At 65.6% G+C, this 26,791-nt stretch carries 28 protein-coding genes; 12 read left to right on the forward strand and 16 right to left on the reverse strand.

What is annotated here, in order from left to right; all coding sequences use genetic code 11:
* Positions 1–78 precede the first annotated feature (78 nt).
* From ldtR to ACO2RV_RS11260, 3 genes are all read right to left on the reverse strand, one after another.
* Complete coding sequence (ldtR, locus tag ACO2RV_RS11250) at positions 79–603, reverse strand: transcriptional regulator LdtR (RefSeq protein ID WP_423292887.1); 525 nt, start codon at positions 601–603, stop codon at positions 79–81.
* Between the two features lie 151 nt (positions 604–754).
* Positions 755–1,186, reverse strand: coding sequence for a DUF6163 family protein (locus tag ACO2RV_RS11255; RefSeq protein ID WP_423292889.1), 432 nt, complete (start codon positions 1,184–1,186; stop codon positions 755–757).
* A gap of 25 nt (positions 1,187–1,211) precedes the next feature.
* Positions 1,212–2,273, reverse strand: coding sequence for an enoyl-CoA hydratase/isomerase family protein (locus ACO2RV_RS11260; protein ID WP_423292891.1), 1,062 nt, complete (start codon positions 2,271–2,273; stop codon positions 1,212–1,214).
* A 213-nt stretch (positions 2,274–2,486) separates the two neighbouring features.
* On the opposite strand from ACO2RV_RS11260, the gene hemB reads away from it, so the two are divergent.
* From hemB to ACO2RV_RS11285, 5 genes are all read left to right on the forward strand, one after another.
* Positions 2,487–3,548 carry a porphobilinogen synthase gene (gene hemB / locus ACO2RV_RS11265; protein ID WP_423292893.1) on the forward strand — a complete coding sequence of 354 codons (1,062 nt, stop codon included), beginning with the start codon at positions 2,487–2,489 and terminating at the stop codon, positions 3,546–3,548.
* Positions 3,549–3,564: 16 nt separating this feature from the next.
* A complete protein-coding gene (locus ACO2RV_RS11270; RefSeq protein ID WP_423292895.1) occupies positions 3,565–4,905 on the forward strand; it encodes a branched-chain amino acid ABC transporter permease in 1,341 nt (446 codons plus the stop codon).
* Between the two features lie 8 nt (positions 4,906–4,913).
* Complete coding sequence (locus tag ACO2RV_RS11275) at positions 4,914–6,140, forward strand: threonine ammonia-lyase (protein ID WP_423292897.1); 1,227 nt, start codon at positions 4,914–4,916, stop codon at positions 6,138–6,140.
* Between the two features lie 61 nt (positions 6,141–6,201).
* Positions 6,202–6,720 carry an RDD family protein gene (locus ACO2RV_RS11280; RefSeq protein WP_423292899.1) on the forward strand — a complete coding sequence of 173 codons (519 nt, stop codon included), beginning with the start codon at positions 6,202–6,204 and terminating at the stop codon, positions 6,718–6,720.
* 74 nt (positions 6,721–6,794) lie between these two features.
* On the forward strand, positions 6,795–7,544 hold the full coding sequence (locus ACO2RV_RS11285; protein ID WP_423292901.1) for an arginyltransferase: 750 nt from the start codon (positions 6,795–6,797) through the stop codon (positions 7,542–7,544).
* A 22-nt stretch (positions 7,545–7,566) separates the two neighbouring features.
* On the opposite strand, the gene parC is transcribed toward ACO2RV_RS11285, so the two are convergent.
* Positions 7,567–9,798, reverse strand: coding sequence for a DNA topoisomerase IV subunit A (gene parC, locus ACO2RV_RS11290; RefSeq protein ID WP_423292903.1), 2,232 nt, complete (start codon positions 9,796–9,798; stop codon positions 7,567–7,569).
* A gap of 338 nt (positions 9,799–10,136) precedes the next feature.
* Here parC and ACO2RV_RS11295 point away from each other — a divergent pair, with 338 nt between their 5' ends.
* Positions 10,137–10,442 carry a hypothetical protein gene (locus tag ACO2RV_RS11295; protein WP_423292905.1) on the forward strand — a complete coding sequence of 102 codons (306 nt, stop codon included), beginning with the start codon at positions 10,137–10,139 and terminating at the stop codon, positions 10,440–10,442.
* A 27-nt stretch (positions 10,443–10,469) separates the two neighbouring features.
* Here ACO2RV_RS11295 and recO read toward each other — a convergent pair whose 3' ends face one another.
* From recO to ACO2RV_RS11335, 8 genes are all read right to left on the reverse strand, one after another.
* The gene (gene recO, locus ACO2RV_RS11300) at positions 10,470–11,201 is read right to left on the reverse strand and encodes a DNA repair protein RecO (RefSeq protein WP_423292907.1); all 732 of its coding nucleotides are present in this window, start codon (positions 11,199–11,201) and stop codon (positions 10,470–10,472) included.
* 13 nt (positions 11,202–11,214) lie between these two features.
* Positions 11,215–12,141 (reverse strand): GTPase Era, encoded by a 927-nt coding sequence (era, locus tag ACO2RV_RS11305; RefSeq protein WP_423292909.1) that lies wholly within the window; start codon positions 12,139–12,141, stop codon positions 11,215–11,217.
* Positions 12,138–12,857: a ribonuclease III gene (gene rnc / locus ACO2RV_RS11310; protein WP_423292911.1), complete on the reverse strand. Its 720-nt coding sequence runs from the start codon at positions 12,855–12,857 to the stop codon at positions 12,138–12,140. The genes era and rnc overlap by 4 nt, the downstream gene beginning before the upstream one ends.
* The gene (gene lepB, locus ACO2RV_RS11315) at positions 12,854–13,609 is read right to left on the reverse strand and encodes a signal peptidase I (RefSeq protein WP_423292913.1); all 756 of its coding nucleotides are present in this window, start codon (positions 13,607–13,609) and stop codon (positions 12,854–12,856) included. The genes rnc and lepB overlap by 4 nt, the downstream gene beginning before the upstream one ends.
* Positions 13,610–13,725: 116 nt before the next feature.
* Positions 13,726–14,136 carry a holo-ACP synthase gene (acpS, locus tag ACO2RV_RS11320; RefSeq protein ID WP_423292915.1) on the reverse strand — a complete coding sequence of 137 codons (411 nt, stop codon included), beginning with the start codon at positions 14,134–14,136 and terminating at the stop codon, positions 13,726–13,728.
* On the reverse strand, positions 14,133–14,909 hold the full coding sequence (locus ACO2RV_RS11325; RefSeq protein ID WP_423292917.1) for a pyridoxine 5'-phosphate synthase: 777 nt from the start codon (positions 14,907–14,909) through the stop codon (positions 14,133–14,135). Before ACO2RV_RS11325 ends, acpS begins: the two co-directional genes overlap by 4 nt.
* 4 nt (positions 14,910–14,913) lie before the next feature.
* Positions 14,914–15,507, reverse strand: coding sequence for an orotate phosphoribosyltransferase (gene pyrE / locus ACO2RV_RS11330; RefSeq protein WP_423293004.1), 594 nt, complete (start codon positions 15,505–15,507; stop codon positions 14,914–14,916).
* Between the two features lie 133 nt (positions 15,508–15,640).
* Positions 15,641–17,848 carry a RelA/SpoT family protein gene (locus ACO2RV_RS11335; RefSeq protein ID WP_423292919.1) on the reverse strand — a complete coding sequence of 736 codons (2,208 nt, stop codon included), beginning with the start codon at positions 17,846–17,848 and terminating at the stop codon, positions 15,641–15,643.
* Between the two features lie 192 nt (positions 17,849–18,040).
* Here ACO2RV_RS11335 and ACO2RV_RS11340 point away from each other — a divergent pair, with 192 nt between their 5' ends.
* On the forward strand, positions 18,041–18,217 hold the full coding sequence (locus ACO2RV_RS11340) for a hypothetical protein (protein WP_423292921.1): 177 nt from the start codon (positions 18,041–18,043) through the stop codon (positions 18,215–18,217).
* 113 nt (positions 18,218–18,330) lie between these two features.
* Here the strand turns inward: ACO2RV_RS11340 and rpoZ are convergent, their stop codons facing one another.
* Positions 18,331–18,720 carry a DNA-directed RNA polymerase subunit omega gene (gene rpoZ, locus ACO2RV_RS11345; RefSeq protein ID WP_423292923.1) on the reverse strand — a complete coding sequence of 130 codons (390 nt, stop codon included), beginning with the start codon at positions 18,718–18,720 and terminating at the stop codon, positions 18,331–18,333.
* A 266-nt stretch (positions 18,721–18,986) separates the two neighbouring features.
* Between rpoZ and ACO2RV_RS11350 the strand changes: the two genes are divergently transcribed.
* Positions 18,987–19,595: an NYN domain-containing protein gene (locus tag ACO2RV_RS11350; RefSeq protein WP_423292925.1), complete on the forward strand. Its 609-nt coding sequence runs from the start codon at positions 18,987–18,989 to the stop codon at positions 19,593–19,595.
* A 7-nt stretch (positions 19,596–19,602) separates the two neighbouring features.
* A complete protein-coding gene (locus ACO2RV_RS11355; RefSeq protein ID WP_423292927.1) occupies positions 19,603–20,262 on the forward strand; it encodes a uracil-DNA glycosylase in 660 nt (219 codons plus the stop codon).
* Here the strand turns inward: ACO2RV_RS11355 and epmA are convergent, their stop codons facing one another.
* A complete protein-coding gene (gene epmA, locus ACO2RV_RS11360; RefSeq protein WP_423292929.1) occupies positions 20,263–21,306 on the reverse strand; it encodes an EF-P lysine aminoacylase EpmA in 1,044 nt (347 codons plus the stop codon).
* Positions 21,307–21,432: 126 nt separating this feature from the next.
* Between epmA and efp the strand changes: the two genes are divergently transcribed.
* Together efp and ACO2RV_RS11370 are read left to right on the forward strand one after the other, a co-directional pair.
* Positions 21,433–22,002 carry an elongation factor P gene (gene efp / locus ACO2RV_RS11365; protein ID WP_423292931.1) on the forward strand — a complete coding sequence of 190 codons (570 nt, stop codon included), beginning with the start codon at positions 21,433–21,435 and terminating at the stop codon, positions 22,000–22,002.
* Positions 22,003–22,005: 3 nt separating this feature from the next.
* Positions 22,006–22,494 carry a GNAT family N-acetyltransferase gene (locus ACO2RV_RS11370; RefSeq protein WP_423292934.1) on the forward strand — a complete coding sequence of 163 codons (489 nt, stop codon included), beginning with the start codon at positions 22,006–22,008 and terminating at the stop codon, positions 22,492–22,494.
* 30 nt (positions 22,495–22,524) lie between these two features.
* Here the strand turns inward: ACO2RV_RS11370 and smpB are convergent, their stop codons facing one another.
* Both smpB and dapA read right to left on the reverse strand, forming a co-directional pair.
* On the reverse strand, positions 22,525–22,998 hold the full coding sequence (smpB, locus tag ACO2RV_RS11375; protein WP_423292936.1) for an SsrA-binding protein SmpB: 474 nt from the start codon (positions 22,996–22,998) through the stop codon (positions 22,525–22,527).
* A gap of 40 nt (positions 22,999–23,038) precedes the next feature.
* Positions 23,039–23,929, reverse strand: a complete 891-nt coding sequence (gene dapA / locus ACO2RV_RS11380) for a 4-hydroxy-tetrahydrodipicolinate synthase (protein ID WP_423292938.1) — start codon at positions 23,927–23,929, stop codon at positions 23,039–23,041.
* 325 nt (positions 23,930–24,254) lie between these two features.
* Between dapA and ACO2RV_RS11385 the strand changes: the two genes are divergently transcribed.
* Positions 24,255–26,522, forward strand: coding sequence for a transglycosylase SLT domain-containing protein (locus tag ACO2RV_RS11385; protein WP_423292940.1), 2,268 nt, complete (start codon positions 24,255–24,257; stop codon positions 26,520–26,522).
* The last annotated feature ends 269 nt before the right edge of the window (positions 26,523–26,791 follow it).

Consider the following 26,791-nt stretch of genomic DNA (forward strand, 5'->3'; position numbering starts at 1 on the left):
CTCCCGAGCGGCAGGATGCGGCACTGTAGTGCCGTTTTCCGCTTGGTAGCAGAAACCCGCCAGCGCGGCGAACCTCCCCTAGAGTCGATAAAGTATCTGGTCGGTCCAGAATCGCTCGAGGCGGTACAGCGCCTTGTTCAGCATCTGGAAATCCTGCGCCGCGATGCCGCCGATCTGCTCGATGGTGGCGATGTGCTTGGTGTAGAGGCCGTCGACGATGTCGCGCACCTCTTCGCCCTTGGGCGTCAGCTTGATGCGGATCGACCGCCGGTCGATGCGAGAGCGGCGATGATCAAGATAGCCTGTCTCGACCAGCTTCTTGAGGTTGTAGGAGACGTTGGCGCCCAGATAATAGCCGCGCGAGCGCAGCTCCGCCGCGGTCAGCTCGGCATCGCCGATGTTGAACAGAAGCAGCGCCTGCACCGCGTTGACGTCGTCGCGGCCGCGGCGGTCGAACTCATCCTTGACGACGTCCAGCAACCGGCGGTGCAGGCGTTCCAGAAGGGTGAGCGACTCGTGATAGAGCCGTGTGATCTCGTCGCGCGGCTCGTCGGGACGCGGTTCGAACGAAACACGACTTGCCGCCTGCGCTGCCGACTTCATCTGCACACCCCGGTCGCTTCGTGGGGGATTGATCCCTCTCATGCGCCGGAGTGTCGGGGGTGGGCTCTAAGAACGCTTTAAGCGGAAGCCTGAATCAATCGTAAACGCCATGACCCGTGTCAGACGCGCCACAGCGAGTCACGAGGAAAGGCTAGTCTTCGCTTTCGCGGGCCGCCTTGTAGGTCAGGAAGGCATAGACTGCGACCAGCACGGTCTCCACGGCGGCAAGGATGAAAAGTCGCCCGACGCCTTCCGGTGCGGAGGCATTGATCACGATCTGCACCATCGCCGTGACCAGCCACAGCACAACGCCCCACGAGGCGCCAAGCCACAGGCCGATGGCCGCGACCGGGTTCATGATAGCAGCCCAGATGACGGCAGCCTGCGCGGCCATCGACAGACCCTCGAAGCGGCTGGTGTCGCCGTCCCACACACCGCAGATCAACGTCCAGCTGTAGACGGTCTTGACGAGCAGAAAGCCAGCGAGGCCGCGCAGATAGATCAGCACGCGGCGCTGCCAGGGCGGCAATTCCGCGCCGGCCGGGCCCAGGGTCGCGTCGATGGGGTCGTAGGGCGAACTCATGACGCTTCCATACCCGAATTCGCGCTCAGGTCAGCACCAATTCGTCGGGAAGCGGCTGGTCGATCAGATCGGCGATGGCGCGCGGATCGACATCCTCCAGGCGCGCGGGCCGCCAGTGCGGGTTCTGGTCCTTGTCGACCAGCACCGCACGCACACCTTCATAGAAGTCATGGCCGTCGAGCAGGCGCGAGACGAGGCGAAACTCCAGCCTCAGGCATCCGGCGAGATCATGGGCCAGCCCGCGCTGCATCTGCTGGAAGGTGATGTGCACGCTGGTCGGCGAGGAGCGGCGTAGCGTGTCGCGCTGGGCACGGGCAAAGTCCGCCACCTCCCCCTCCCCGGTGGCGGCGTGGTCGAGCGCCGCCAGGATCGCGTCGACGCTACCGCCGGCAAAGATACGGTCGATCTCGGGAAACAGCCGGATCAGGGCCGGCGCCGGCGGATAGGCGGCGAGCTGCGCCAGGCTACGCTCCACCGGCTCGCCGCCGGCCAGCGCATCGATCAGCGCCGGCCAGCGCGCGATGGGAACGTGATGGGTGTAAAGGCCGAGCGCCATGGCATCCGGCATGCCGATGCGTGCTCCGGTCATGGCGAGCCACGTCCCACTCCAGCCGGGGAGGCGCGGCAGTACATAGGTCGCGCCGACGTCCGGGAAGAGGCCGATGGCAACTTCCGGCATGGCGAAGGCGAGGTTCTCGCCGGCGATCCGGTAGCGGCTGTGACCCGACACGCCGAACCCGCCACCGAAGCAGAACCCGTCCACAAGCGAGACGAACGGCTTGGCGTAGCGCGAGATAAGGTGATCGAGCGCATATTCGTCGCGCCAGTAGTTGCGGGCGGCTTCCTTGCGGCCGGCGAGGCCGAGTTCGACCATGTGCCGTACATCGCCACCGACGCAGAAGGCGCGTTCATGCGCCGAGCGCAGGATGACATGCGTGACGGCAGGATCCTCGATCCACCCTTCGAGCGCGGCATGCATGGCGCGGACCATGGCATGATCAATGGCGTTCAGCGCGCGTGGCCGGTCGAGCGTGACGATGCCGGCCGCGCCGCGCACCTCGAATCGGATGCCGATAGTCTCCGTCACAGTGCCTCCACAACGTTCCGGGCGAGCCGCCAGACCGGCCATAGTCGGTTTGCGGCTGCCCGAAAACCCGAACATGAGGATGATGCGCCCTCACCCGCGTCAACGTGACCCGCGAGGAATGACGGGCAGATACGCAATCGTCCTGCTGAACAGGTCGCGCTGACAGCTTTATGACGTTATAAGTATTCGAAACTGGCCGATGTGAGCGTGCTCATGACCATCCCCTTCGCCCGTCCGCGTCCCGTCTTCCCCGAGCCGTCGGGCCGTCCGGATGTGTCATCGAAGCTGGATCTTGTCCAGCGCCCGCGCCGCAACCGCAAGTCGGAGTGGGCGCGCCAGTTGATGCGCGAGAACACACTGACCGTCGCGGACCTGATCTGGCCGATCTTTGTGATGGACGGTCGCGAGACCCGCTCCCCGGTCGCCTCTATGCCCGGCGTCGAGCGGCTGACGGTGGACGAAGCCGTGCGTGAGGCTGAGCGCGCCGCCTCGCTCGGCATTCCGGCCCTCGCCCTTTTCCCCTACACCGATCCGTCGCTGCGCACCGTTGACGGTCGCGAGGCGCTCAACCGCGACAATCTGGTCTGCCGCACGCTGCGCGCGATCAAGGACGCGGTGCCGCATATCGGCCTCATCACCGATGTCGCGCTCGATCCCTATACGAGCCATGGCCATGACGGCCTGCTCGACGCGGACGGGCGCATCGTCAACGATGAGACCGTCGCCGTGCTGGTCGAGCAGTCCCTTGTGCAGGCGGATGCGGGCGCCGACGTGATCGCCCCCTCCGACATGATGGACGGCCGGGTTGGCGCCATTCGCCGCGCGCTCGACGCGAACGGCCACCTCGACGCGCAAATTCTCGCCTACAGCGCCAAATACGCCTCAGCTTTCTATGGACCGTTCCGCGATGCGGTCGGCTCCAATGGCTGTCTCAAGGGCGACAAGCGCACCTACCAGATGGATCCGGCCAACGGCATGGAGGCGCTGCGTGAAGCGGCGCTGGACATCGAGGAAGGCGCGGACATGCTGATGGTGAAGCCCGGCCTGCCCTATCTCGACATCGTCTATCGGCTGAAGGAAACGTTCGGCCTGCCGACCTTCGCGTATCAGGTCTCCGGCGAGTACGCGATGATCGAGGCCGCGGCCCGCAATGGCTGGCTGGATGGCGAGAAGGCGATGATGGAAAGCCTGATGGCTTTCAAGCGGGCCGGCGCCGACGGCATCCTCACCTATTTCGCGCCGCGCGTCGCCGAGAAGCTCGCTCGCGAGGGCTGACGGGTTCGACCTGCGGATGGGGGCTGGCATCGTCCGCTTTGCTCGCCTTTTGCTTGTCATCGTCGGCACCGGATTCGCGCTGGCAGCGTGCGGTTCGGTGATCGATGCGGATCAGGCGCGACTTTGCAGGGCCGTGGTACCGGCGTTGCATGACGCCGATGTGGAGATCGTCGAGACGGCGATCACTCCTGTCACTGGCGCCCCGCATGCGCTGAAGTTCAGTTACCGGGCACGCCGCGGCACTTCGGCGTCGCCTCATTGGCTGATCTGCAGTTTTGCCTCCGGCACCAGCATCGGGCGCTTCGACCTTGTTGCCGTAGACACGGATCGCGGGTCGCTCAGCGACATCAAGCTGTTCTTCCTTAAGCGCTGGTGGCTGCAGGATGCCGCACCGGAGCCGGCGCGGCGCCCTATCTTCACGCTCGGCGCCCGATCGTCCTATTGGCTGCAGCAGGCCCTCAACGGCATCGTTATGGCCGGCGTCTACGGGCTGATCGCCACCGGCTTCTCTCTCGTCTACGGCTTGCTCGGCCGCATCAATCTGGCGTTCGGCGAGATCGCCGTCATCGGCGGCAGTTACATGCTCGTCGTCGTCGGCATCGTGGCCGATAGCGGCCGGCTGTCGCCAGCGACGCTGACGCTGGCATTGCTCGCCGGCATGGCCGGCGCGGGGCTGCTGAGCTGGATAATCGGGCGAAGTGTGGTTCTGCCGTTGACGACCCGGTCAAAGTCTCCGCAGCCGGTGCTCATCGCCACCACAGCTCTCGCGATTGTGCTCGCGGAGGGACTGCGGCTCACGGCGCCGGATCGCCTGAACTGGTTTCCGGCACTGCTCAATCGGCCAATCTACATTGCCGGACAGGACGGTTTCATCGCCACGGCGACGCCGGCGCAATTGCTCGGCGCCGGACTGAGCTTCACCGGCGCCTCGATCCTGCTGGCGCTCGTGGCGTTTTCCAGCTTCGGCCGCGCCTGGCGCGCCTATTCGCAGGATCCGCTGATGGCGGCACTCCTCGGCGTGCCCGTACCCACGCTCCGCGCCGCGACCTTCATCGTCTCCGGCGCGGCGGCCGGGCTCGCCGGCACCATCGTGGTTCTGGCCTATGGGACGATTTCGCCGGGCGATGGGCTAGCCATCACGCTCAAAGCCTTGATTTCGGCGGTTATTGGCGGCATTGGCTCGGTGCCGGGCGCTTTTCTCGGCGCCGCTCTCGTCGCCGCCGTCGAAACCGTGTGGTCCTCGGCCTTCGACATCGTATATCGAGACGTCGTGATCTACGTGCTGCTGGTCGGCTTCCTCGTATTGCGGCCGGGCGGCCTCCTCAATCGTGCGGCACCTTCGCCGCGAGAATTCTGAGTGCTTCGATGACCCTGCCTGTAACTCCCGCCGACGTCACCGCTGCTCGCGAAGTGCTGGCCGGTGCGGTGCTGCGCACGCCTACGCTGCCGGCGCCGCGCCTGTCGGCAATTACGGGCGCCCATGTCTTCGTCAAATATGAGAATCTCCAGGTCACGGCGAGCTTCAAGGAACGCGGCGCGCTGAACAAGCTCGCCAGCCTGTCGCCGCAGGAGCGCGCCGCCGGCGTGGTGGCCATGTCCGCCGGCAACCACGCGCAGGCCGTGGCCTATCACGCCGCCCGCCTCGGCATCCGTGCCACCATCGTTATGCCCAAGCACACGCCGATCGTGAAGGTGGCGGCAACCGAGGCACATGGCGCGCGGGTCGTCCTGCATGGCGAATCGGTCGGCGACGCGAGTGTCGAGGCCGACCGCATCGCGCGGGAGGAAAGCCTCGTCTGGGTTCACCCCTATGACGATGCATTTGTCATCGCGGGCCAAGGTTCCATCGCCGCGGAGATGCTGGAGGATGCACCCGACCTCGATGCATTGCTGGTGCCGGTCGGCGGCGGCGGTCTCATCTCCGGCATAGCGCTGGCCGCCCGCGCCGCGCGCCCGCAGATCGAGATCGTCGGTGTCGAGACCACGCTGTATCCCTCCATGTGGAACGCGCTACACCAGCAGGATCTGCCCTGCGATGGAGCGACGCTCGCCGAGGGCATTGCGGTGAAGCAGGCCGGTGCCCTCACCCGCGAGATCGTCTCGGCGCTGGTCTCCGACGTCGTGCTGGTGAACGAGCCGACCATCGAGCGCGCGGTGAACCTGTTCCTCACCCAGCAGAAGACGCTGGCGGAAGGCGCGGGCGCGGCGGGCCTCGCCGCGCTGCTCGCCGAGCCGGAGCGCTATCGCGGACGCAATGTCGGCCTGGTCGTCTCGGGCGGCAATATCGATCCGCGCATCGTCGCCTCGATCATGATGCGTGAGCTGGAGCGCGAGGAGCGCATCGTCAGCTTCCGCTTCTCCATGCTCGACCGCCCCGGCGAGCTCGGCCTCATCTCGACGCTGCTCGGATCGCTCGGCGCGAACATCCTCGAGGTCGAGCACAAGCGGCACTTCCTCGACGTGCACGCCAAGGGCGCGCGGCTCGACGTCACGGTCGAGACCCGCGACCGGCAGCATGCCGAGGACGTCTACAAGGCGCTGATCGAGAACGGCATGGACGTGGTGCGGGTCGACTGGCATTCGGGCGCCTGAACCGGCCGGACTTGTCGAGGTTGCTCCCGGACACCACCTGAACGCTCGTGGAGGAACCCGCATGAGCGACGCGCAGTACTATGGCGAGCCGAGGCCCTACGCCTTCGTTCCGCTCACCGAGCCGGAATATTTCGACGGCGTGCTGGGAAGGCGATTCGTCGCCTTCCTGATCGACGCGGTGTTGATCTGCGCGCCGATCGGGGCGGCGGCGGTGTTCATCTTCGTCTTCGGATTCCTCACCTTCGGCTTTGGCTGGTTTCTTTTCAGCCTGCTGAGCCCCGGCTTCGTCATCTGGGCGCTCGCCTATACCGGCCTCACGCTCGGCGGTCCGCGATCCGCCACATTGGGCATGCGGGCGATGGGAATCGAGATGCGCCAGTCCTATGGCGCGCCGATGTACACGCTGCTGGCTGTACTTAGCGTCGTGCTGTTCTGGGTCTCAATGAGCGTGCTCACGCCGCTCGTCGTGGTGGTAGGGCTGTTCAACGCCCGCAAGCGGCTGCTGCACGACCTCATTCTCGGCACCGTCGTCACCAACACCAAGGAGCGCGCCGCCGGGCTTCGCCGCTATCGCCGGTAATACCGGCAAAAACGCGGGTTTGACGGCGACGCCGGCTCTGGCAATCATTGTGTCCCGCTGAACGTGATCGAGCCGTGACAGAACATCCGCGCGACACACCGCAGTTCTACCTGACCGCCCCGTCGCCCTGCCCCTATCTGCCGGGACGGGAGGAACGCAAGGTGTTCACCCATCTGGTCGGCGAGCGTGCGACCCAGCTCAACGACGTGCTGACCCATGGCGGTTTTCGCCGCAGCCAGTCCATCGCCTACCGCCCCGCCTGCGAGCATTGCCGGGCCTGCGTCTCTGTACGCATTTGCGTCGACGATTTCCACGAGACGCGCGGCTTTCGCCGCGTGCGGCAGGCCAATGCCGACCTCATCGGCGACATGCGGGCGGCGGTGCCGACCGCCGAGCAGTACTCGCTTTTCCGTGCCTATCTCGACAGCCGGCACAGCGATGGCGGCATGGCGGACATGACGGTGCTCGACTATGCGATGATGGTCGAGGACAGCCATGTCCGCACGCGGCTGATCGAGTATCGGCGGCGGGGGCCGGACACCGCCATCCATGGGCGGGGGCATGGCGCGCTTTATGCCGTGGCGTTGAGCGACGTGCTCGCGGACGGGCTGTCCATGGTCTACTCGTTCTACGAGCCGGACGAACCGGCGCGCTCCATCGGCACCTTCATGATCCTCGACCATGTCGCCAAGGCGAAAGCCATGGGACTTGCCTATGTCTATCTCGGCTATTGGGTCGATGGCTCGGAGAAGATGGACTACAAGCGCCGCTTCCTGCCGCAGGAGCGGCTGATGCCGGCCGGCTGGGAACGGGTCGACGGATAGTTTCCCGACGGAGCCAGTCTGGTCAGAACCGGTTGTTCCGCGGGAATCCCTTGGGCGGCAGACGACCCGCGCCGGCGCGCTCGCCGCGCCATTCGGTGAGGTCGGTGACGGTCCAGGTACGGCCGGACGTGTCCCGCCAGGTCAGGCCCTCGGCAGCGCTGAACACCTTCACGTCGGACATGCCCCCGTCCTTGTAGCGCTGGAGGCGGACGCCGCGCCCGCGCACCATTTCCGGGATCTGGTTGAGCGGGAAGACCAGCAGCTTGCGGTTCTCGCCGATCACCGCGACGGAATCGCCGATGGCCGGCACCACCTTGACGGCATCCTGCTTGTCCGCGCCGAGCACCTGCTTGCCCTTGCGGGTATTGGCGATGCAGTCGTCCTCGGTGACGAGGAAGCCCCTGCCCTCCTTCGCCGCGACCAGCAGCTTGCGCCCGCCCTGATAGGGTAGCACATCGACGATGTCCGCCTCCTGTTCGAGGTCAAGCGACAGGCGGACCGGCTCGCCATGCCCCCGCCCGCCCGGCAGCTTGGAGGCATCGAGCGTGTAGAAGCGGCCATTGGTGGCGAAGACCAGCAGCTTCGCGGTCGTCTCGGTGAAAAAGGAGAGCCGAAGCTTGTCGTCGCCCTTGAAGACGAGCGAGGACAGGTCTGCCACATGGCCCTTGAGCGCCCGGATCCATCCCTTGTCGGAGACGACCACGGTGATCGGCTCGCGCTCCACCAGCGCCTCGGTCACCGCATCCGCGTCATGCGGGGCTGCTTCGCCGAAGGTGGTGCGGCGACGCCCGAGCGGCGTGTCGGGGGCGAACAGCTTGCGCGTCTCGCCGAGTTGCCAGGCGACGGCCTTCCACTGCTTGTCCTCGGAACCGAGCAGCGCCTCGATGTCGTTCTTCTCCTTCGAGAGCGCGTCATGCTCCTTGCGGATCTCGAACTCCTCGAGCCGGCGCAGGCTGCGCAGGCGCATGTTGAGGATCGCCTCGGCCTGAACATCGGTCAGCTCGAAGCGAGCCATCAGCGCGGGCTTGGGCTCATCCTCCTCGCGGATGATGCGGATCACCTCGTCGAGATTGAGATAGGCGATCAGGTAGCCGCCGAGCACCTCCAGCCGATGCTCGATCTCGCCGAGCCGGTGGCGGGAGCGGCGCAACAGTACGTCGCGCCGGTGGTCGACCCATTCGCGCAGCGCCTCGACAAGGCTGACGACCTTTGGCACCTGCCCGCCGACCAGAACGTTCATGTTCAGCGGGAAGCGGATTTCGAGCTCGGTGAGCCGGAACAGGCTCTCCATCAGCAGTTCGGCGTCGACATTCCTCGCCCGCGGCTCCAGCACGAGACGCACATCCTCGGCGGATTCGTCGCGCACATCGGCGAGCAGCGGCAGCTTCTTCTCGTTGAGCAGATCGGCAATCTTCTCGACCAGCCGCGACTTCGGCACGCCGTAGGGGATTTCCGTGACGACGATCACATAGGTGCCGCGTCCGGTCTCTTCCTTCTCCCAGCGGGCGCGCAGGCGAAAACCGCCGCGCCCGGTCGCATAGGCATCGGCAATGGAGGCCGGTGACTCGATGATGACGCCGCCGGTGGGGAAATCCGGGCCCTTCACGAATCGCAGGAGTTCGTCGGTCGTCGCCTGCGGATGGTCGATGAGGTGCAGGCTGGCGTCGATCAGTTCCGCCGCGTTGTGCGGCGGGATCGAGGTCGCCATGCCGACGGCGATGCCGGTCGAGCCATTGGCGAGCAGGTTCGGGAACGCGCCCGGCATGACGATCGGTTCTTCCGTCGTGCCGTCATAGTTCGGGCGGAAGTCGACCGCATCCTCGTCGATGCCATCGAGGATGAGGCGCGCGACCTCGGTCAACCGCGCCTCGGTGTAGCGTTCGGCGGCGGCGTTATCGCCGTCGATATTGCCGAAATTTCCCTGCCCGTCGACCAGAGGATAGCGCTGCGCGAAATCCTGCGCGAGGCGAACCATCGCGTCGTAGATCGCCTGGTTACCGTGCGGATGGAAGGAGCCCATCACGTCACCAACGATCTTGGCGCTCTTGCGGAAGCCGCCGCCGGGATCGAGCCGAAGCAGGCGCATGCCATAGAGAATACGGCGATGGACCGGTTTCAGGCCGTCGCGCGCGTCCGGCAGGGCCCGGTGCATGATGGTGGAGAGCGCATAGGCGAGGTAGCGCTCTTCAAGCGCCGCCTTCAGCCCGATCGGTTCGATCGCACCTTCGCCTGTCGGAATCGGTCCTTCTCCCATCGTTCTTGGCTACAGCGAATCAGCCACAGGAACAAGACGCGAACGCCGCAGGCACCGGGCATGCACAGGCTTGTGCCGGCTTCGCGAGCGGAAGACCTGCGACATTCTGCGCCATGCGCCTGATTTTCGCGCACGACCTCAAACGCGTGCGCATCATTTCTATACAAACAATAACACAGCCAGCATCCTCAATGAGTTGCAAGATTGTATCCAACTCATTGTTTCGTTTGGCTTTCACATCGTTCATTTCGAAATCATTTCGAAGTTAGAACGACTTCTGTTTCTGTTTGTCTGAGTATGTTACGCAGCCGGCGTGGGCGTATGCGAAGGGTAAGGACATGACACGCTCGATAACATCTCTCGCCGTGGTTGCCGGTTTCGGCCTGGCTGCGGCGACTTCCGCACAGGCCTCGCCGATGGGAGCCGGGGCCGCGGTCGGCAATGTCCGGACCATTGTGCCGGCGGCGCAGGTTCTGCCGGTCCAATGGCAGAATGTCTGCCGCGAACGGATCATCATCCGCAGGGATGCCCGCGGCAGAATCCAGCAGTACCAGCTGCCGATGTGCACACCGGTCTGGGTAGGCCGCCGCTATTTCCGCGACGGTTTGTACTACGCCGACCCCAGTTTCCTGGCGCCGCTGTAGTGCCTTTGCCGATGCGGGGATGACACCTTAGCGGGCGTCGAGGCGCGACAGCGCCGTCAGCAGGGATTCGCGGGCGTCCGGCATGGAAAGCCCGCGAGGATCGAGCACGCGGCGCGCAAGAAAATGCCCGGTCAGCGCAAACGCCGCGCGGACATTGGCGGTCGATGGCGGTTCGGCCACTTCGCCGACGAGGAAGTACGGCAGTTCGAACAGCTGGTCGCGCCAGGGTTCGCCGGCATCGCGGCTGACCGCGCGACCGGATTTGGGCGAGACATAGAGCAGGTCGTTGCGCCCGCCCGTCGCCGCGCAGCTCTCCAGGTCAAGACCGAAGCCGAGCTCGGTGAGCATCATCAGCTCGAAGCGTGCGACCAGCATTCCGGCCAGGGTGGGTTTGTCGAGGTGCCCGGCCATCATGTCCAGCAGCGCATGCAACTCCGCATGCGGATCGCGCTCGGGAAGCAGGCGCAGCAGCGCGCTGACATGGGCGAAGGCGAAGGACGAGACCGGCTGCCCCATCAGCCGCTCGGCGCGGGCGGAGGTGACCTCCAGCGTGAAGGCGCCGAGATGCTCGTCGAGGCGCGCCCGCCAGGTGGCGTGGACGCTGTTGCCCGGCTGAAGCGCCGCGGCCTGACGGCGCGAGCCGCCACCGCGCACGAGGCCGAGGTGACGGCCATGCGCCGCAGTCATCAACTCGACGATGGCATTCGCCTCGCCATGGCGGCGTAGACCGATGATGACGCCGTCATCGACCCACTCCATTGCCGCTCTCCGCCTAGTCGGAGGACGGGAATTCGAGCCCCATCTCGCGGTAGCGCTCGGGGTCGTCAGCCCAATTCTCCCGCACCTTCACGAACAGGAACAGGTGGACGGGGACCTCCAAGATCTCCGCGAGTTCCTTGCGGGACGCGGTGGAGATGGCCTTGATAGTGTCGCCGCCCTTGCCGAGCACGATCTTACGCTGGCTCTCGCGCTCGACGAAGATGGTCTGCTCGATGCGGACCGAGCCGTCCTTGCGTTCCTGCCAGGAATCCGTCTCGACCGTGGAGCGGTAGGGCAGTTCCTCATGCAGGCGATGGAACAGCTTCTCGCGGGTGATCTCGGCCGCCAGCGAGCGCATGGGCGCGTCCGAAATCTGGTCCTCGGGATAGAGCCACGGCCCGTGCGGCAGCATGCCGGTCAGCCATTCGCGCAGCTCGGCCAGCCCGTCGCCCGTCAGGGCCGAGACCATGAACAGGCGGTCAAAGGAGATGAGCTGGCCGATGTTGTAGGCAAGCTCCAGCAGGTTCTCACGCTTCACCAAGTCGATTTTGTTCAGCAGGATGGCGCGCGGGCGGCGCACATCGGCAAGCCCCTTGATGATTGCCGTGACGTCGTCGCTGAGCCCGACCCGCGCGTCGATCAGCAGCACGACGGCATCGGCATCCCCTGCCCCGCTCCAAGCCGAGCGAACCATGGCCTTCTCCAGCCGGCGCTTGGGCGCGAAAATGCCGGGCGTGTCGACGAGGATGATCTGCGTCTTGCCCTCGATGGCGATGCCACGCACCAGCGAGCGCGTCGTCTGCACCTTGTGCGAGACGATGGAGACCTTGGTGCCCACCAGAGCATTGGTCAGCGTCGACTTGCCGGCATTGGGAGCGCCGATGAGGGCGACGAAGCCGCACCGTGTGTCGGCGCCGACGTCCTGGGCGATATCAATCATGCGTTGACCTGTTCGAGGAAGGCTGCCGCAGCGGCCTTCTGCGCGTTCTGCTTGGAGGAGCCGGCCCCTTCGACGTGATCGAAGCCCGGCACCTCCACGGCGATGCGGAAGTGCGGATTATGATCCGGACCGGAGCGCTCCACCAGCCGATATGTAGGAGGAGGAAATCCGCGTGCCTGCGACCATTCCTGCAGGGCAGTCTTGGGATCGCGGGCGGTGCCGCCGGCCTTCTTGAGACGCGGGCGCCAGAAACGCTCGACCAGCGCCTCAGCGGCAGGAAAACCAGCGTCGAGATAAACGGCCGCCAGCACCGATTCCGCGATGTCGGCGAGGATCGCCGTGCGCTCGCGCCCGCCATCGCGGTCCTCGCCGGTGCCCAGCCTTATGTGGGCGCCGACGCCCATGGCGCGCGCGACCTCCGCGCAGCTGTCCTCGCAGACAAGGTCGGCAAGGCGCCGGGAGAGCTCGCCCTCCTCCGCCTGCGGGTAGGCGCGGTAAAGCATATCGGAGACGACAAGACCGAGCACGTGGTCGCCGAGGAATTCGAGCCGCTGATAGGAGCGCACGCGCGCGCGGCTGCCCTGCAGGCCGGTAACGGAGCTGATATGGGTCAGCGCCAGAACGAGGTGCGAACGATCCCGGAAGCGGTGCCCGAGCGCCTCCTCAAGCGCATCGAGCCCCGCATCGCCGGATGGAGGCCGCGATCCACGCGTCATCGCACGAAGGAGAACAGGCGGTCCCAGCGGACCGTCCAGGGCCACTTCCAGAACTGCCAGGCCGCATCACCTTCCTTCACCGAGAAGAAGATCATCTGCGCGCGGCCGATCAAGTTCTCGTAGGGGACATAGCCGACCTGGCTCAGCACGCGGCTGTCGGTGGAATTATCGCGGTTGTCGCCCATCATGAAGTAATGATCCGGCGGCACCTTGTAGACCGGCGTGTTGTCGTAGAAGCCGTTCTCGACCAGATCGAGCGTCTGGTAGCTGACGCCGTTGGGCAGGGTCTCGCGCCACACCTTGACGCGCTGCACGCGCCCGCCGCCCTCATCATCCATCCAGTAGCCGGCATCCTCGCGCTTCACCGGCACGCCGTTGATGTTCAGCACGCCACCGATCATCTGGATCTCGTCGCCGGGCAGACCGATGACGCGCTTGATGTAATCAGTGCTTTCGTCGCGAGGCAGCTTGAACACCACCACGTCGCCGCGGTTCGGCGTCGAGCCGAGCAGGCGACCGCTGAACAGCGGCGGCGCGAAGGGCAGCGAGAAGCGGCTATAGCCATAGCTGAACTTCGAGACGAACAGGTAGTCGCCGACCAGCAGCGTCTCCTTCATCGATCCCGAGGGGATGTTGAAGGGCTGGAACAGGAAGGTGCGGATGATGATGGCGATAAGGAACGCCTGGAAGATCACCTTGGCGGTTTCGCCGAGGCCGCCTTCTTTCTTCTTCGGTGCTGTCGTCGAGCTCATATCGCTTTCCGCTGTGCCGCGCGGAGAGTTCCGCCCGCCGGGCCGTGCGCTCCTATAGCCGCTCGTCGTGCCGGCGGCAACGCAGGCAAGTCACGATCGCACGAGGTGACGATTGGTCAGCCCGCCGGGTCTTTCGGAACCGCACTGATGATGACGAAGGCCTGCGCGATCGGCCCGTCATCGGTAATGGTCAGGTCGATGCGCGCCTCGTAGCCTGGGGGCGTGATGGAGTCGAGCCGTGCCAGCGCGCCGCCGGTCAGCTGCATGGTCGGCCGCCCGGAAGGCAGATTGACCACGCCCATGTCCTTCCAGAACACGCCCTGCGCGAGCCCGGTGCCGAGCGCCTTGGCGCAGGCCTCCTTGGCGGCGAAGCGCTTGGCATAGCTCTCGGCACGGCGGGCCCGGCGCTCGGACTTCGCGCGCTCAACATCCGTGAAGACACGATCAAGGAAGCGCTCACCGTGGCGCTCCAGCACCTCGGCAACGCGGCGGGCGTCAGTGATGTCCGAGCCGATGCCGATGATCATGCCGCCTTGTCCGTGCCGACGTGCGCCCGTCCGCGCGCCATCGCCGCACGCATCTGGCGGACGGCCCCCTCCAGTCCGACGAAAATGGCCTCGCCGATGAGGAAATGGCCGATGTTCAGTTCGCGCACGGGCTCCAGCGCAGCAATGGTCTCGGCGCTGGCGAAGTCGAGCCCGTGGCCGGCATGGATTTCAAGCCCCAGCTTGGCGCCCTGCTCCGCCGCCGCCCTGAGCCGGGCGAACTCGGCCTGCGCCGCGTCGTGCTCGCCGGCGGCGATGAAGTCGCACCAGGCGCCGGTGTGCAGTTCGATCACCGCCGCGCCGATGTCGGCCGCGCGCGCAATCTGGTCCTCATCCGGCGCGACGAACAGCGACACGCGAATGCCTGCGTGGGAGAGAGCCTCTACCTTGTGCGCGAGATCGATGCCGCCGCCGATCACGTCGAGCCCGCCCTCGGTGGTACGCTCCTCGCGGCGCTCCGGCACCAGGCAGCTGGCATGCGGCTTCAGCTCCAGCGCAAGGGCGACCATCTCGTCCGTCGCCGCCATCTCGAAATTCAGCGGCACCAGCAATACGTCCTTGAGACGGCGCATGTCCGCGTCGCGAATGTGGCGACGGTCCTCGCGCAGATGCGCGGTGATGCCATCCGCGCCAGCGGCACAGGCAAGCTGAGCCGCGCGTACGGGATCAGGCAGGGCGCCGCCGCGCGCATTTCGCACGGTGGCGACGTGGTCGATGTTCACGCCGAGGCGGAGGGGCGGCACGATCCGTGTCATGGTGTCAGGCCTTCGTGCCCTGGATGCTACGGCTGCCCGGCTTCACCGGCGGAAGCGCGGCAAGCTCGGGAGGCAGTGCGTCGGCCGGATAGGCCGGGATATCGAGCTTCGCCAGCGCGATCATGGGAACGCCAAGATCGGCCTTGCCGTTGGAACGGTCGATCAGGCAGGCCGCGCCGACGACGTTGCTGGTGTGCTCGGCAACGGCGGCGAGGCATTCGCGCGAGGACAGGCCAGTGGTGATGATGTCTTCGACCATCAGGACGCGTGCCTCGGGGGGAATGGTGAAGCCGCGACGCAGCTGGAACTTGCCGTCCTCGCGCTCCACGAACACCGCCTTGGCGCCGAGCTGGCGCGCGGTTTCGTAGCCCGGCACGATGCCGCCAATGGCCGGCGATACGACATAGTCGATCTTGCCGAATGCCGCCTCGGCCTTTTCCGCCAACGCCTTGCACAGCCGCGCAGTGCGCACCGGATCCTGGAAGATGAACATCTTCTGCAGGAAGACGGGACTGCGCAGACCGGAGGAAAGGATAAAATGCCCCTCAAGCAGCGCGCCGGCCGCGCGGAATTCGGCCACAACCTCGTCTTGCGTCATCTCGATGCCCGGAGCCTGTTTCGAAGGAATGCCGTGATAGCCGATCCTCCCGGCCACGTCACCGTGGTTCGGCGCGGCGATGCGCGCCGGCCAGCCCGGCAACGCCTCGACAAGTCCGGCCGGTTCCCTGGGATCAGCCGTTGACGCGCTCGACGCTGGAGACAACCGGCCGCGCCCTGAGATCCGCGATGATGCCGTTCAGGTGGCGCAGATCATAGACACCGATATCGATGACCATGCGGGTGAAATCCGCCGAGCGTGAGGACATGCGCAGGTTCTCGATATTGCCGTCGCGTTCGCCGATGACCTGGGCGATCTGCGCCAGCGAACCCGGCTCATGCGTGGCGATCACGACGATCTGAACCGGAAAGCGTTGCGGATCGTCCTCGTCGATGTCCCAACGCACGTCGAGCCAGCGCTCGGGCTCCTCCTCGAACTCTTGCAGCGCTGGAGACTGGATGGGGTAGATGGTGATCCCCTCGCCCGGCGTGAGGATGCCGACGATGCGGTCACCCGGCACGGCGCCGCCATTCGGCGCGAAGCGCACCGGCAATTCGCGGTTGATGCCGCGAATGGGAATGGCGGTCTTGGGATCGGGATCGCTTTCAATGCCAGGAATCTTGAACTTCAGGCTCTGGCCCTGTTCCAGCTCGAACCAGCCCTCGCCATGCGGCGCGGTACGCTCCTCGATACGTGGACCGGTCCATTCCGGATGGATCGCCTTGACCACGTCGTCCGCGCGCATCTCGCCGCGCCCGACCGCGGCATAGACGTCCTCCAGCGAGGCGCGCGCCAGACGTCCGATCACGCCGCCCAGCTTCTCCTCGGAGAACACCTTGCCCGCGCGCGCCACGGCGCGCTCGACGATCCGTTTGCCGAGGCCGGCATATTGCGACCGCACCGCGGCGCGGGTGGCGCGCCGGATCGCCGCGCGTGCCTTGCCGGTGACGACGATGGACTCCCAGGCGGCGGGCGGCGTCTGGCCGGAGGCGGTGATGATCTCGACCTCGTCGCCGTTCTGCAGTTCGGAGACGAGGGGTACGTTGGTGCCGTTGACCTTGGCGCCGACCGCGCGGTCGCCGACGCCGGTATGCACAGCATAGGCGAAGTCGATGGGCGTCGCCCGACGCGGCAGGGTGATCAGCCGGCCCTTCGGGGTGAAGCAGAACACCTGGTCGTGGAACAGTTCGAGCTTGGTGTGTTCGAGGAATTCCTCGGGGCTGGAGCCCTCCGCCAGCAGCTCGATGGTGCGCCGGAGCCAGGCATAGGCATTGGAATCGCGATTTCCCGGGGCGGCAGCACTGCCCGAGGCATCCTTGTAGAGCGCGTGCGCGGCGATGCCGTACTCGGCGATCTCGTGCATTTCGCGGGTGCGGATCTGCAGTTCGACGCGCTGGCGGCCGGGGCCGACCACAGTGGTGTGCAGCGAGCGATAATCGTTCTGCTTCGGGGTCGAGATGTAGTCCTTGAAGCGACCCGGCACGAGCGGCCATTTGGTGTGCACGACGCCGAGCGCGGCGTAGCAATCCTCCATTCGCTCAACGAGGATACGGAAGCCGTAAATGTCGGAAAGCTGCTCGAAGGCGATCGATTTCTGTTCCATCTTGCGCCAGATGGAATAGGGGCGCTTCTCCCGGCCCTTCACGACCGCGGCGACGCCCTTCTGTGCCACGGCGTCGCTGAGTTCGCGCTCGATCGCCGCGACCAGTTCGCCATTACTTTCCTTCAGCGTCTGAAGACGGGTGCGGATCGATTCATAGGCGTCGGGCGACAGCTGGCGAAACGACAGGTCCTCCAGCTCCTCGCGCATGTCGTGCATGCCCATGCGGCCGGCGAGCGGGGCATAGATGTCCAGCGTTTCCTGCGCGACGCGCGAACGCTTCTCCTCCGGCACCCATTTCAGCGTGCGCATGTTGTGCAGGCGGTCGGCCAGCTTGACCAGCAGCACCCGCACGTCGTCGGCGATAGCAAGCAGCAGCTTGCGCAGGTTTTCCGCTTGCTTGGCCTGCTTGGAGACCAGATCGAGCTTCTTGATCTTGGTGAGGCCCTCGACCAGCGCGCCGATCTGCTCGCCGAAGATGCGGTCGATCTCGTCGCGGGTGGCGTCGGTGTCCTCGATCGTGTCGTGCAGCAGCGCGGCAACGATGGTGGCATCGTCGAGCTTGAGATCGGTCAGGATCGCGGCGACTTCGAGTGGATGCGAGAAATAGGGATCGCCCGAGGCACGCTTCTGCGTTCCGTGGGCGCGCATCGCATAGACGTAAGCCCGGTCAAGCAGCGACTCGTCGGTGTTGGGATTGTACCGGCGGACGCGCTCGACGAGCTCGTACTGCCGCATCATGACAGGTCAACCCTCGAGAACCCGACTCGTCTCTCGCCGGGTACGCCAAATATCATCATGCTTCCAATCTGGTGCAAGCCACGGCTGCGCTCGCGCGCATAGGTTCCCGGCGCAAACCGCAGGGCCGTTGCCGTTGAATTAATATTATTTTCGAAATACCCTCACCGATATACCTCCGGAAAGGGTACATTCATGAATGCGCTGCCGTGGTTCGGCTATATCGCGGTTTATGTCGGCGGAGCGATTGCGGGCTTCATCGCAGCGGCACTTTCGTGCGCAGCATCCAAGAATGGCCTGCTGGAAGAACTCGGTGTGCTGAGAAAGCGTAACGATGAGCTTGAGGCGCAACTCTCGGAGCTGATCCGCTAACCCGCCCGGACAATAGATCAGCAGCGCGGCGCCAGAAACGGCGACGCCGGCTTTCGCCGGCGCTCGTGAACTCTCTACCCCTCACGCGTTACGACGCGCGACGGCCTTACCGGTCAGCCTTCCTCGTCGTCGCTCGGCTCCGGCGGCACGAGGCCCTGAAGTCCGGCGAGCAGCTCTTCCTCGGTCATGCGATCGAGCATGACGTCGGAATCATCCGCGCCACTCGAGGACGCCGAGGCAATCATCGGCACGGTCTCCGGCTCGGGCTCGTCGACCTCGGTGAACTTCTGCAGCGAATGGATCAGTTCCTCGCGCAAGTCTTCCGGCGAGATGGTCTGGTCGGCGATCTCGCGCAGCGCGACGACGGGGTTCTTGTCATTGTCGCGGTCGATGGTGATCGGCGAGCCGGACGCGATCATGCGCGCACGATGGCCGGCGAGAAGAACGAGCTCGAAGCGATTGTCGACCTTGTCGACGCAATCCTCGACGGTGACGCGAGCCATGCCTCGGCACTCCTGTCTGCTTGTCTGTAAAGCGCGTGCCTTAAACCAATGAAGGCGCGGGAGCAAGTGTCGCCATCCCCGTTCCGCTCTGCCAGAGCCCCGGCCCCGCCCTTCCGACAAAAAACCGTGTAGCCCGGCTGCTGCGTCCCTCCATTGCCACAAATGCGTTATGAGTAGTCCCGGGGCACGAACCGCAGTGTCGCTTCAGCGACGCCGCATCCTTTTTCGACTAGCGTTTCAGGTACTTGCCCATTATGGCTCAGGGAATGGAAAAGACAGCTCTTTTTATCGACGGCGCCAATCTGTATTCGGCCACCAAATCTCTCGGTTTCGACATTGATTATAAGCGGCTCCTGAAGGATTTTCAGGCGCGCGGCTACGTCCTTCGTGCCTTTTACTACACGACCCTGGTCGAAGATTCGGAATATTCGTCGATCCGTCCACTTCTCGACTGGCTCGACTACAATGGGTACTCCGTCGTCACTAAGCCGGCGCGCGAATTCACCGACAGCCAGGGGCGCCGGCGCGTACGCGGCAACATGGATATCGAGCTGGCAGTCAACGCGATGGAGCTCGCCTCCCATGTTGACCACATCGTGATCTTCTCCGGCGACGGCGACTTCCGTTCGCTGGTGGAAGCCATCCAGCGCAAGGGCGTCCGCGTCAGCGTGGTGTCGTCCGTCCACACCCAGCCGCCGATGATCGCAGACGAGTTGCGCCGCCAGGCCGACGTGTTCATCGATCTCGTCGATCTTCAGGCGCGGATCGGCCGCGATCCGGCGGAGCGATCCGGCCGCATGCACGAGCCGCCCCGCTTCCTAGAGCGCCGCTCGGCTGCGCCGGCCGGCGACGACGAAGACGTGACCGAGTCCTGAGGCCGGCATGAGCGTCCTGCCGACGCCCGCGCCGGCGGAACCGCCGTGCGACTGCCCGCTCTGTCCGCGCCTGGTCGCCTTCCGCGAGCACTGGCGCGCGGCCGAGCCGGGCTGGCATAACGCGCCCGTCCCCTCCTTCGGGCCACAGGATGGGCGCCTGCTCATCGTCGGCCTCGCACCCGGCCTTCGCGGCGCCAACCGGACCGGGCGCCCCTTCACCGGCGACTATGCCGGTGAACTGCTCTACTCGACGCTGATCAAGTTCGGCTTCGCCACCGGCGTATTCGAAGCGCGGCCGGACGACACGCTGCGGCTCAAGGATGCGCGGCTCACCAATGCGGTGCGGTGCGTGCCGCCGGAGAACAAGCCGGCGACCGAGGAGATCAGGAACTGCCGGCCGTTCTTCTCCGCCACCATCGGCCTGCTGCCGGCGCTGAGCGCCATCGTGGCGCTTGGCAAGATCGCGCACGATCAGGTGCTCGCCGCGCATGGCGAGAAGCTGTCGCACCACAAATTCGCCCATGGCGCCGTGCATCGGATCGGCGATCTGGTGCTTTTCGACAGCTACCACTGCTCCCGCTACAACACGAATACGGGCGTCCTGACGACGGAAATGTTCCACGCCGTCTTCGCCAAGGTGCGCGCGCATATCGACGCGCTGAACTGATCAGGGCGCGACCGGCGCCCACAGCACGTCCTCGATCCGGCGTGCGCCGGCCGCCAGCATCACCAGCCGGTCGAAGCCGAGCGCGATCCCCGACGCCTCCGGCATGATCGCCAGCGCGGCGAGGAAGTCCTCGTCAATGGGATAGCGCTCGCCATAGATGCGTTCTTTCTCGTCCATCCATTGAACGAAGCGCCGGCGCTGCTCCTGCGCATCGGTCAGCTCGCCGAAGGCATTGGCTAGCTCGACGGCGCAGACATAGAGCTCGAAGCGCTCTGCCACACGCGGATCGGACAGCTTGGGCCGGGCCAGCGCAGCCTCCGAGATGGGGTATTCGCACAATATGGTCGGGCGACCGATGCCGAGGAAGGGCTCGATCTTCTCCACCATCACGCGGGTGAACACATCCGCCCAGCTATCGTCCTCCGCCACCCGGATGCCGGCGGCGCGGGCCGCCCGCCAGAGACCGTCGCGATCATTGCCGGCGATGCCGGCGGTCGCCATCAGGTCGATGCCGGCGAAGCGGTCGAAGGCCTCCGCCACGGTCAGCCTCTCCGGTACCAGGCCGACATCGCAAACATGTCCGCCGAAATGGAACTCGCGGGCGCCGACCGCTTCCGCCGTCGCTGCGAGCAGATCGGCACAGTCCCGCATTAGCGCTTCATAGGTTTCTTCGGCGCGATACCATTCGAGCATGGTGAACTCGGGATGGTGCAGCGCCGTGCGCTCGCCATTGCGGAACACGCGGGCAAAGATGAACAGGCGCTCCTCGCCGGCAGCGAGCAGCTTCTTGGCGGTGAATTCCGGCGAGGTGTGGAGATAGCGCGGCGTCCGCCTCCCGTCCGGCCGCTCCAGCTCGGTGACGAACGCCTTGAGGTGCGTCTCGTTGCCGGGCGACAGCTGAAGGATCGGTGTCTCGACCTCCACGAAATCGCGCCCACCAAAGAAAGCGCGCAACGCCGCCTGCACGCGCTGACGGGCCAGCAGGAAGGGGCGCCGGTCGGCGTGGCGTTCGGGCGTCCACCAGGGCGAGGCAGGAAGCGACATGACGGCGGATACTCCAGCGGCTCAGCCGGGGTTGGCGGATGACGGACGCCCTAGTATAGGAGGCGCCCAAAGGAATCCCCCGGTGCCTCCGCGCGATGCGGCGCACCCAACAGCCAGAGGACCTCCATGGTCAAGGTCATCGCCAGCTCGCTGCGCAAGGGCAGCGTGGTCGACATCGACGGCAAGCTCTACGTGGTTCTCACGGCCGACAACATCCATCCCGGCAAGGGCACGCCTGTCACCCAGCTCGACATGCGCCGCATTTCCGACGGCGTGAAGATCTCCGAGCGCTATCGCACCACCGAGCAGGTGGAGCGCGCCCATGTCGAGGACCGCCCCTACACCTTCCTCTATTCCGACGCGGAAGGCTTCCACTTCATGAACCCGGAGAATTACGACCAGGTGGCCGTCTCCAAGGACGTGATTGGCGACCAGGCGGCCTATCTCCAGGAAAGCATGCAGGTCATGCTGTCGGTGCATGAGGGCAATGCCATCGCCATCGAGCTTCCGCAGCGCGTGACGCTCGAAGTGGTCGAGACCGAGCCGGCGATGAAGGGGCAAACCGCCTCCTCCTCCTACAAGCCCGCCATCCTGTCGAACGGCGTGCGTTCGGCCGTGCCCCCGCATATCGCCGTCGGCACCCGCATCGTCGTCATGACCTCCGACGGCTCTTATGTCGAGCGGGCCAAGGACTGACCCATGAGCGCCGGAACCGACGCCTCGCCGCAACCGGTCATCCGGCCTCTTCGTCCAGCGGATTTAACCGACTGGACCAACCTCTGGAACGCCTATCAGCGCTTCTACGAGGCCGACATTCCCGACGAGACGACCGCGCTGACCTGGCAGCGCCTGCTGGACCCGGCCGAGCCGGTGCATGGCGCGGTCGCGGTCGACCCGGCTACCGGCGACGCGCTCGGCTTCGTACATTTCATCGAGCACCGCTCGACCTGGGTCGCCACAAGCTCGGTCTATCTCGAGGATCTCTATGTGAGCCCGGCGGCGCGTGGCCTTGGCCTCGGCCGCCGGCTGATCGCCTATGTGGCAGAGCATGCGCGGGATATCGGAGCGCCGGCAGTGCACTGGCTGACCCATTCAAGCAATGAGACGGCCCAGACACTGTATGATCGAGTGACCGGCGGGCGCTCCGGATTCATCCAGTATCAGCTAAATCTGGACGAAAAGAAATAGGCGCAAGTTGTTGATTTTACGAAAGGCGAACTAACCCCTATCGCGCAGCAGCCGCTGCTTGTCGCGCGCCCAATCCTTCTCCTTCAGCGCCTCGCGCTTGTCATGCGCCTTGCGGCCGCGGGCGATGGCGATCTCGACCTTGGCCCGGCCCTGCTCGTTGAAGAAAATCTTCAGCGGCACCACCGTCATGCCCTCGCGCTCGACCGCCTGCCAGAGGCGGGAGATCTGCCGCTTGTGCAGCAGAAGTTTCCGAGGGCGGCGCGGCTCGTGGTTGAAGCGGTTCGCCTGCAGATATTCCGGGATGAACGAATTGTAGAGGATCGCCTCGCCGGTCTTCGCCGAGACGTAGCTCTCCCCCACAGTCGCTTTGCCGGCACGCAGGCTCTTCACCTCGGTACCGCTGAGCGCGATTCCGGCCTCGAACACCTCGCCGATGTCGAAATCGAACCGGGCCCGCCGGTTATCGGCGACGACCTTGTGTGACTGGATTTTCTTTTCGGCCATATCGTTCCATGCGGGACGGAAAGGCGCTCCGTCCCTGCCCTCAGTTGATCAGCCCTGCGTGCCGCATGGCATCGCGGACGACCAGCTTGGTCTTCTCCGTCACCGGCACCATCGGCAGGCGAGCTTCATCGGCGATCTTGCCGAGCACGCTCAGGGCATATTTGGTAGGGCTCGGGTTGGTTTCAACGAACAGCGCCTGAAACAGCGGGAAAAGCCGGTCCTGAATCTCCAGCGCCGCCTTGTAGTCGCCGGCGATGCAGGCGTTCATCAGCTGCGCGCACAGCTTCGGCGCCACGTTGGAGGCGACCGAGATGCAGCCGTCGCCACCATGCGCCATGAAGCCGAGCGCCGTCGCATCCTCGCCGGAGAGCTGATTGAAGGTCGGCCCCATAACCTGGCGCTGCTGGCTGACGCGGGCAAGGTTTGCGGTCGCGTCCTTCACGCCGACAATGTTCTTCAGCTCGAACAGCCGCGCCATCGTCTCCACCGACATGTCGATCACCGACCGGCCGGGGATGTTGTAGATGTAGATCGGAATGCCGATGGCGTCGTTAATGGCCTTGTAGTGCTGGTACAGCCCTTCCTGGCCCGGCTTGTTGTAGTAAGGCGTGACCACGAGCACCGCGTCCGCCCCCGCCTTCTCGGCGTGGCGTGCAAGGTCGATGGCCTCGATCGTGTTGTTGGAGCCGGCGCCGGCGATCACCGGCACGCGGCCGGCCGACTGCGCGACGGTCCATTCGACGACCAGCTTGTGCTCGTCATGCGACACGGTTGGGCTCTCGCCCGTGGTGCCGACGGGCACCAGGCCGTGTATGCCTTCCTCGATCTGCCAGTCGACGAAGGAGCGGAACGCTTTCTCGTCCAGCTTGCCGTCGCGGAACGGCGTGACGAGCGCCGTGAAGGATCCACGGAAGGGCAGCGGATGAGGCATGGTGCGCTCCTGGAAATTTCTCATCATTGTCGCGCGTCGCCAACCGGGCGATGCAGCGAAGGGGCCATCAGATATCGCGTCGGCGCCTCGGAAGAAAGGGTGATTTGCCGCTTCTCTTGGCAAAGCTGCGCCGCTGCGGCACCCTGCCCCTGTTTCGCCGGGTTGCGGGCCTACCAGCCAGAGGTAGTATCGCGACAAGACAGGCTGCATCCGGTTGTGGTTAGCAATTCGTCAAGAAGATCGCGCGACAAAGGAAGAGAGACAGTCCTGGATGGGACTGCGGCGTAATGCAGGCCTCGCCAGCCTGCCGGGAGTTGAGCGGCCGATGAGCGATACAATCTCGGGCAAATCGAATTTGCGCGTTTCTCTTGAGCATGGCGTTGTAGCCGCTCGCGATACGCGGTGTTTTAAGCGGGCGGGCCGTACCGGCACCGCCCTGTCGCTGATGACCGCCCTGCTGCTCGGCGGCACCGCCATCGCTCTGGCCGAAACCGCACCGGCGAAGCCACCCGTCAAGCCCGCGGCAAAGACCACAGCGAAGCCCGCTCCCAAACCAGCGCCGAAGGCTGCGGCCAAGAAGACCGATGGCAAGGGCGCGGCAAAGACCGCTGCGAAGCCGACCCTTACGACGACCGCCAAGCCGGTGGCGGCTGCTGCGGTGGCTGCTCCGGCCCTGGCGATCCCGAGCCTTGGCGGTGCCCCGGCCGACCTGCAGCGCGCGGTGTCTCTCGTCGAGCAGGGCAATTCGGCCGACGCGCTGGCGATAGCCGATTCGATGCGCGACCCCGGCGCACAAGCTCTGGTACGCTGGCTCGCCTTGCGCGTGACGGCACGCGATGTCGGCTTCGACCGGGCGGTGGCGATCCTTCGCGCCCACCCGACGCTGCCGACCCCCATCGTCCTGCGCCGCCGGCTCGAGTATCTGCTGTTTGCGGAGAACAAGGACCCGCAGACGATCCTCGCCTTCTTCGGCGAGCAGCGTCCCTTTTCCGGCGAAGGCAAGATTGCGCTGGCCCGCGCCCTCTTCGCCGCCGGCGACCAGAAGGCCGGCGCGGCGTGGTTGCGCGATGCCTGGCGTGAGGACGCGCTGTCCTCCGATACGGAATCGACCGTCATGGTCGAGTTCGGCGGCGTGCTGACGCGAGCCGACCACAAGTACCGGGCCGACAAACTGCTCTATAGCGAGGATGCCGAACGGGGCCTGCGCGCGGCGCAGCGCGCGGGCAACGATGTGACTGCTTTGGCGCGCGCGCGCATCGCCCAGTTTTCCGGCAAGGGTGACGTATCGAAGCTGCTGGCGGCGGTGCCGGGCTCGATGCGCTCGGATCCCGCCTATCTCTACACCCTTGCCAAGATGCAGCGGCGCAATGACGACCACGCCGCCGCCGCACGCACGCTGTCTGCCGCACCCAAGGACCCCGAGTTGCTCGTTGATACCGACGAATGGTGGGTCGAGCGGCGCCTCGTCACGCGCGGACTGCTCGACAAGGGCGACGCGCGCACCGCCTACAAGGTCGCCCGCGATGCCGTGACGCCGGACGACGAGCACAAGCGCGCCGACCAGCAGTTCACCTCAGGCTGGATCGCCCTGCGCTTCCTGAACGACCCGAAGACCGCCCAGCAGCACTTCGCTAAAGTGGCTGAGAACCAGGTGCACCCGGCGACCATCTCGCGCGGTTATTATTGGCAGGGCCGGGCCTGGGAGGCGCTGGGTTCGACCGCGAACGCGCGTCAGCAATATGAGCAGGCCTCGTATTTCGGCACGGCCTATTACGGCCAGCTGGCTGCAGCCCGGCTTGGCCAGCCGACGGTGAAGGTTCAGTCCGCGCCGACCGCCAATGCGGCCCAGCGTGCCGCCTTCGCCCGCGATGAAGGGGTGATGATCTTCAAGCTGTTGCAGCGGCTCGACAAATCGAGCCTGCAACTGGCCCTCGCCTATGACCTCGCCGAGCGACTGCCGGATGCCGCCCAGCTCGGCCTGCTGGCGGAACTGGCGCGTGCCGATGGCGACGCCCGCACCATGACCACGATCGGCAAGATCGCGCTTAATCGCGGCTTCCCTCTAGCCGCCGAGGCCTATCCGACCATCGGCATCCCGAACTACCGGCCCATCACGACGGAGGTCGACCGAGCGCTGGTGTTCGCCATCGCCCGGCAGGAAAGCATGTTCAATCCCGCTGCCCGCTCCAGTGCCGGTGCCACGGGGCTGATGCAGGTCATGCCCGCCACCGGCCGCACCATCGCCAGCCGCACCGGCGTTTCGCTCAACCCGGCGCAGCTGAGCAATCCGAGCGTCAACGTTCAGTTCGGCGCAGCGGAGCTGCGCAGCCTGCTCGACAACTACCAGAACAACTACATCCTGACCTTCGCCGGCTACAATGCCGGGCGGGGCAATGTAGCCAAGTGGATCGCCGCCTATGGCGACCCGCGCGACCCTGCCGTCGACCCCATCGACTGGGTCGAGCGCATCCCCTTCTCGGAGACCCGCAACTATGTGCAGCGGGTGATGGAGAATGCGCAGATCTACAAGGCGCGGTTCGGCAGCCGAAACACGCTGCAGATCGAGGCGGACCTGCGCGGCTCGCGACTCTGAAGGCTGGCGTCAGCCCTAGAGCATTTTCGAGCGAAGTGGCATCCGGTTCGCGTGAAGAAAATGCGTCAGGACAACAGGCTAGAGGGTTTTCGGTGAACCGGAGTTCATCGAAAACCCTCTAGCGGGCGTGGCGCCGCGTACAGGCGCGGCGCAGCCAGCAGCCCCCGATGCAGCCCAGCGCGTAGGCACCCAGCAGCAACCCGGTCGTCTCGATGGCAAAGGGCGTCATGACGTCACCTCGCTCTCGTCCTCGTCAGCGATCTTCGGAC

Origin of the sequence: Ancylobacter sp. VNQ12, from assembly GCF_049445835.1 — a bacterium.
Classification (GTDB): domain Bacteria; phylum Pseudomonadota; class Alphaproteobacteria; order Rhizobiales; family Xanthobacteraceae; genus Ancylobacter.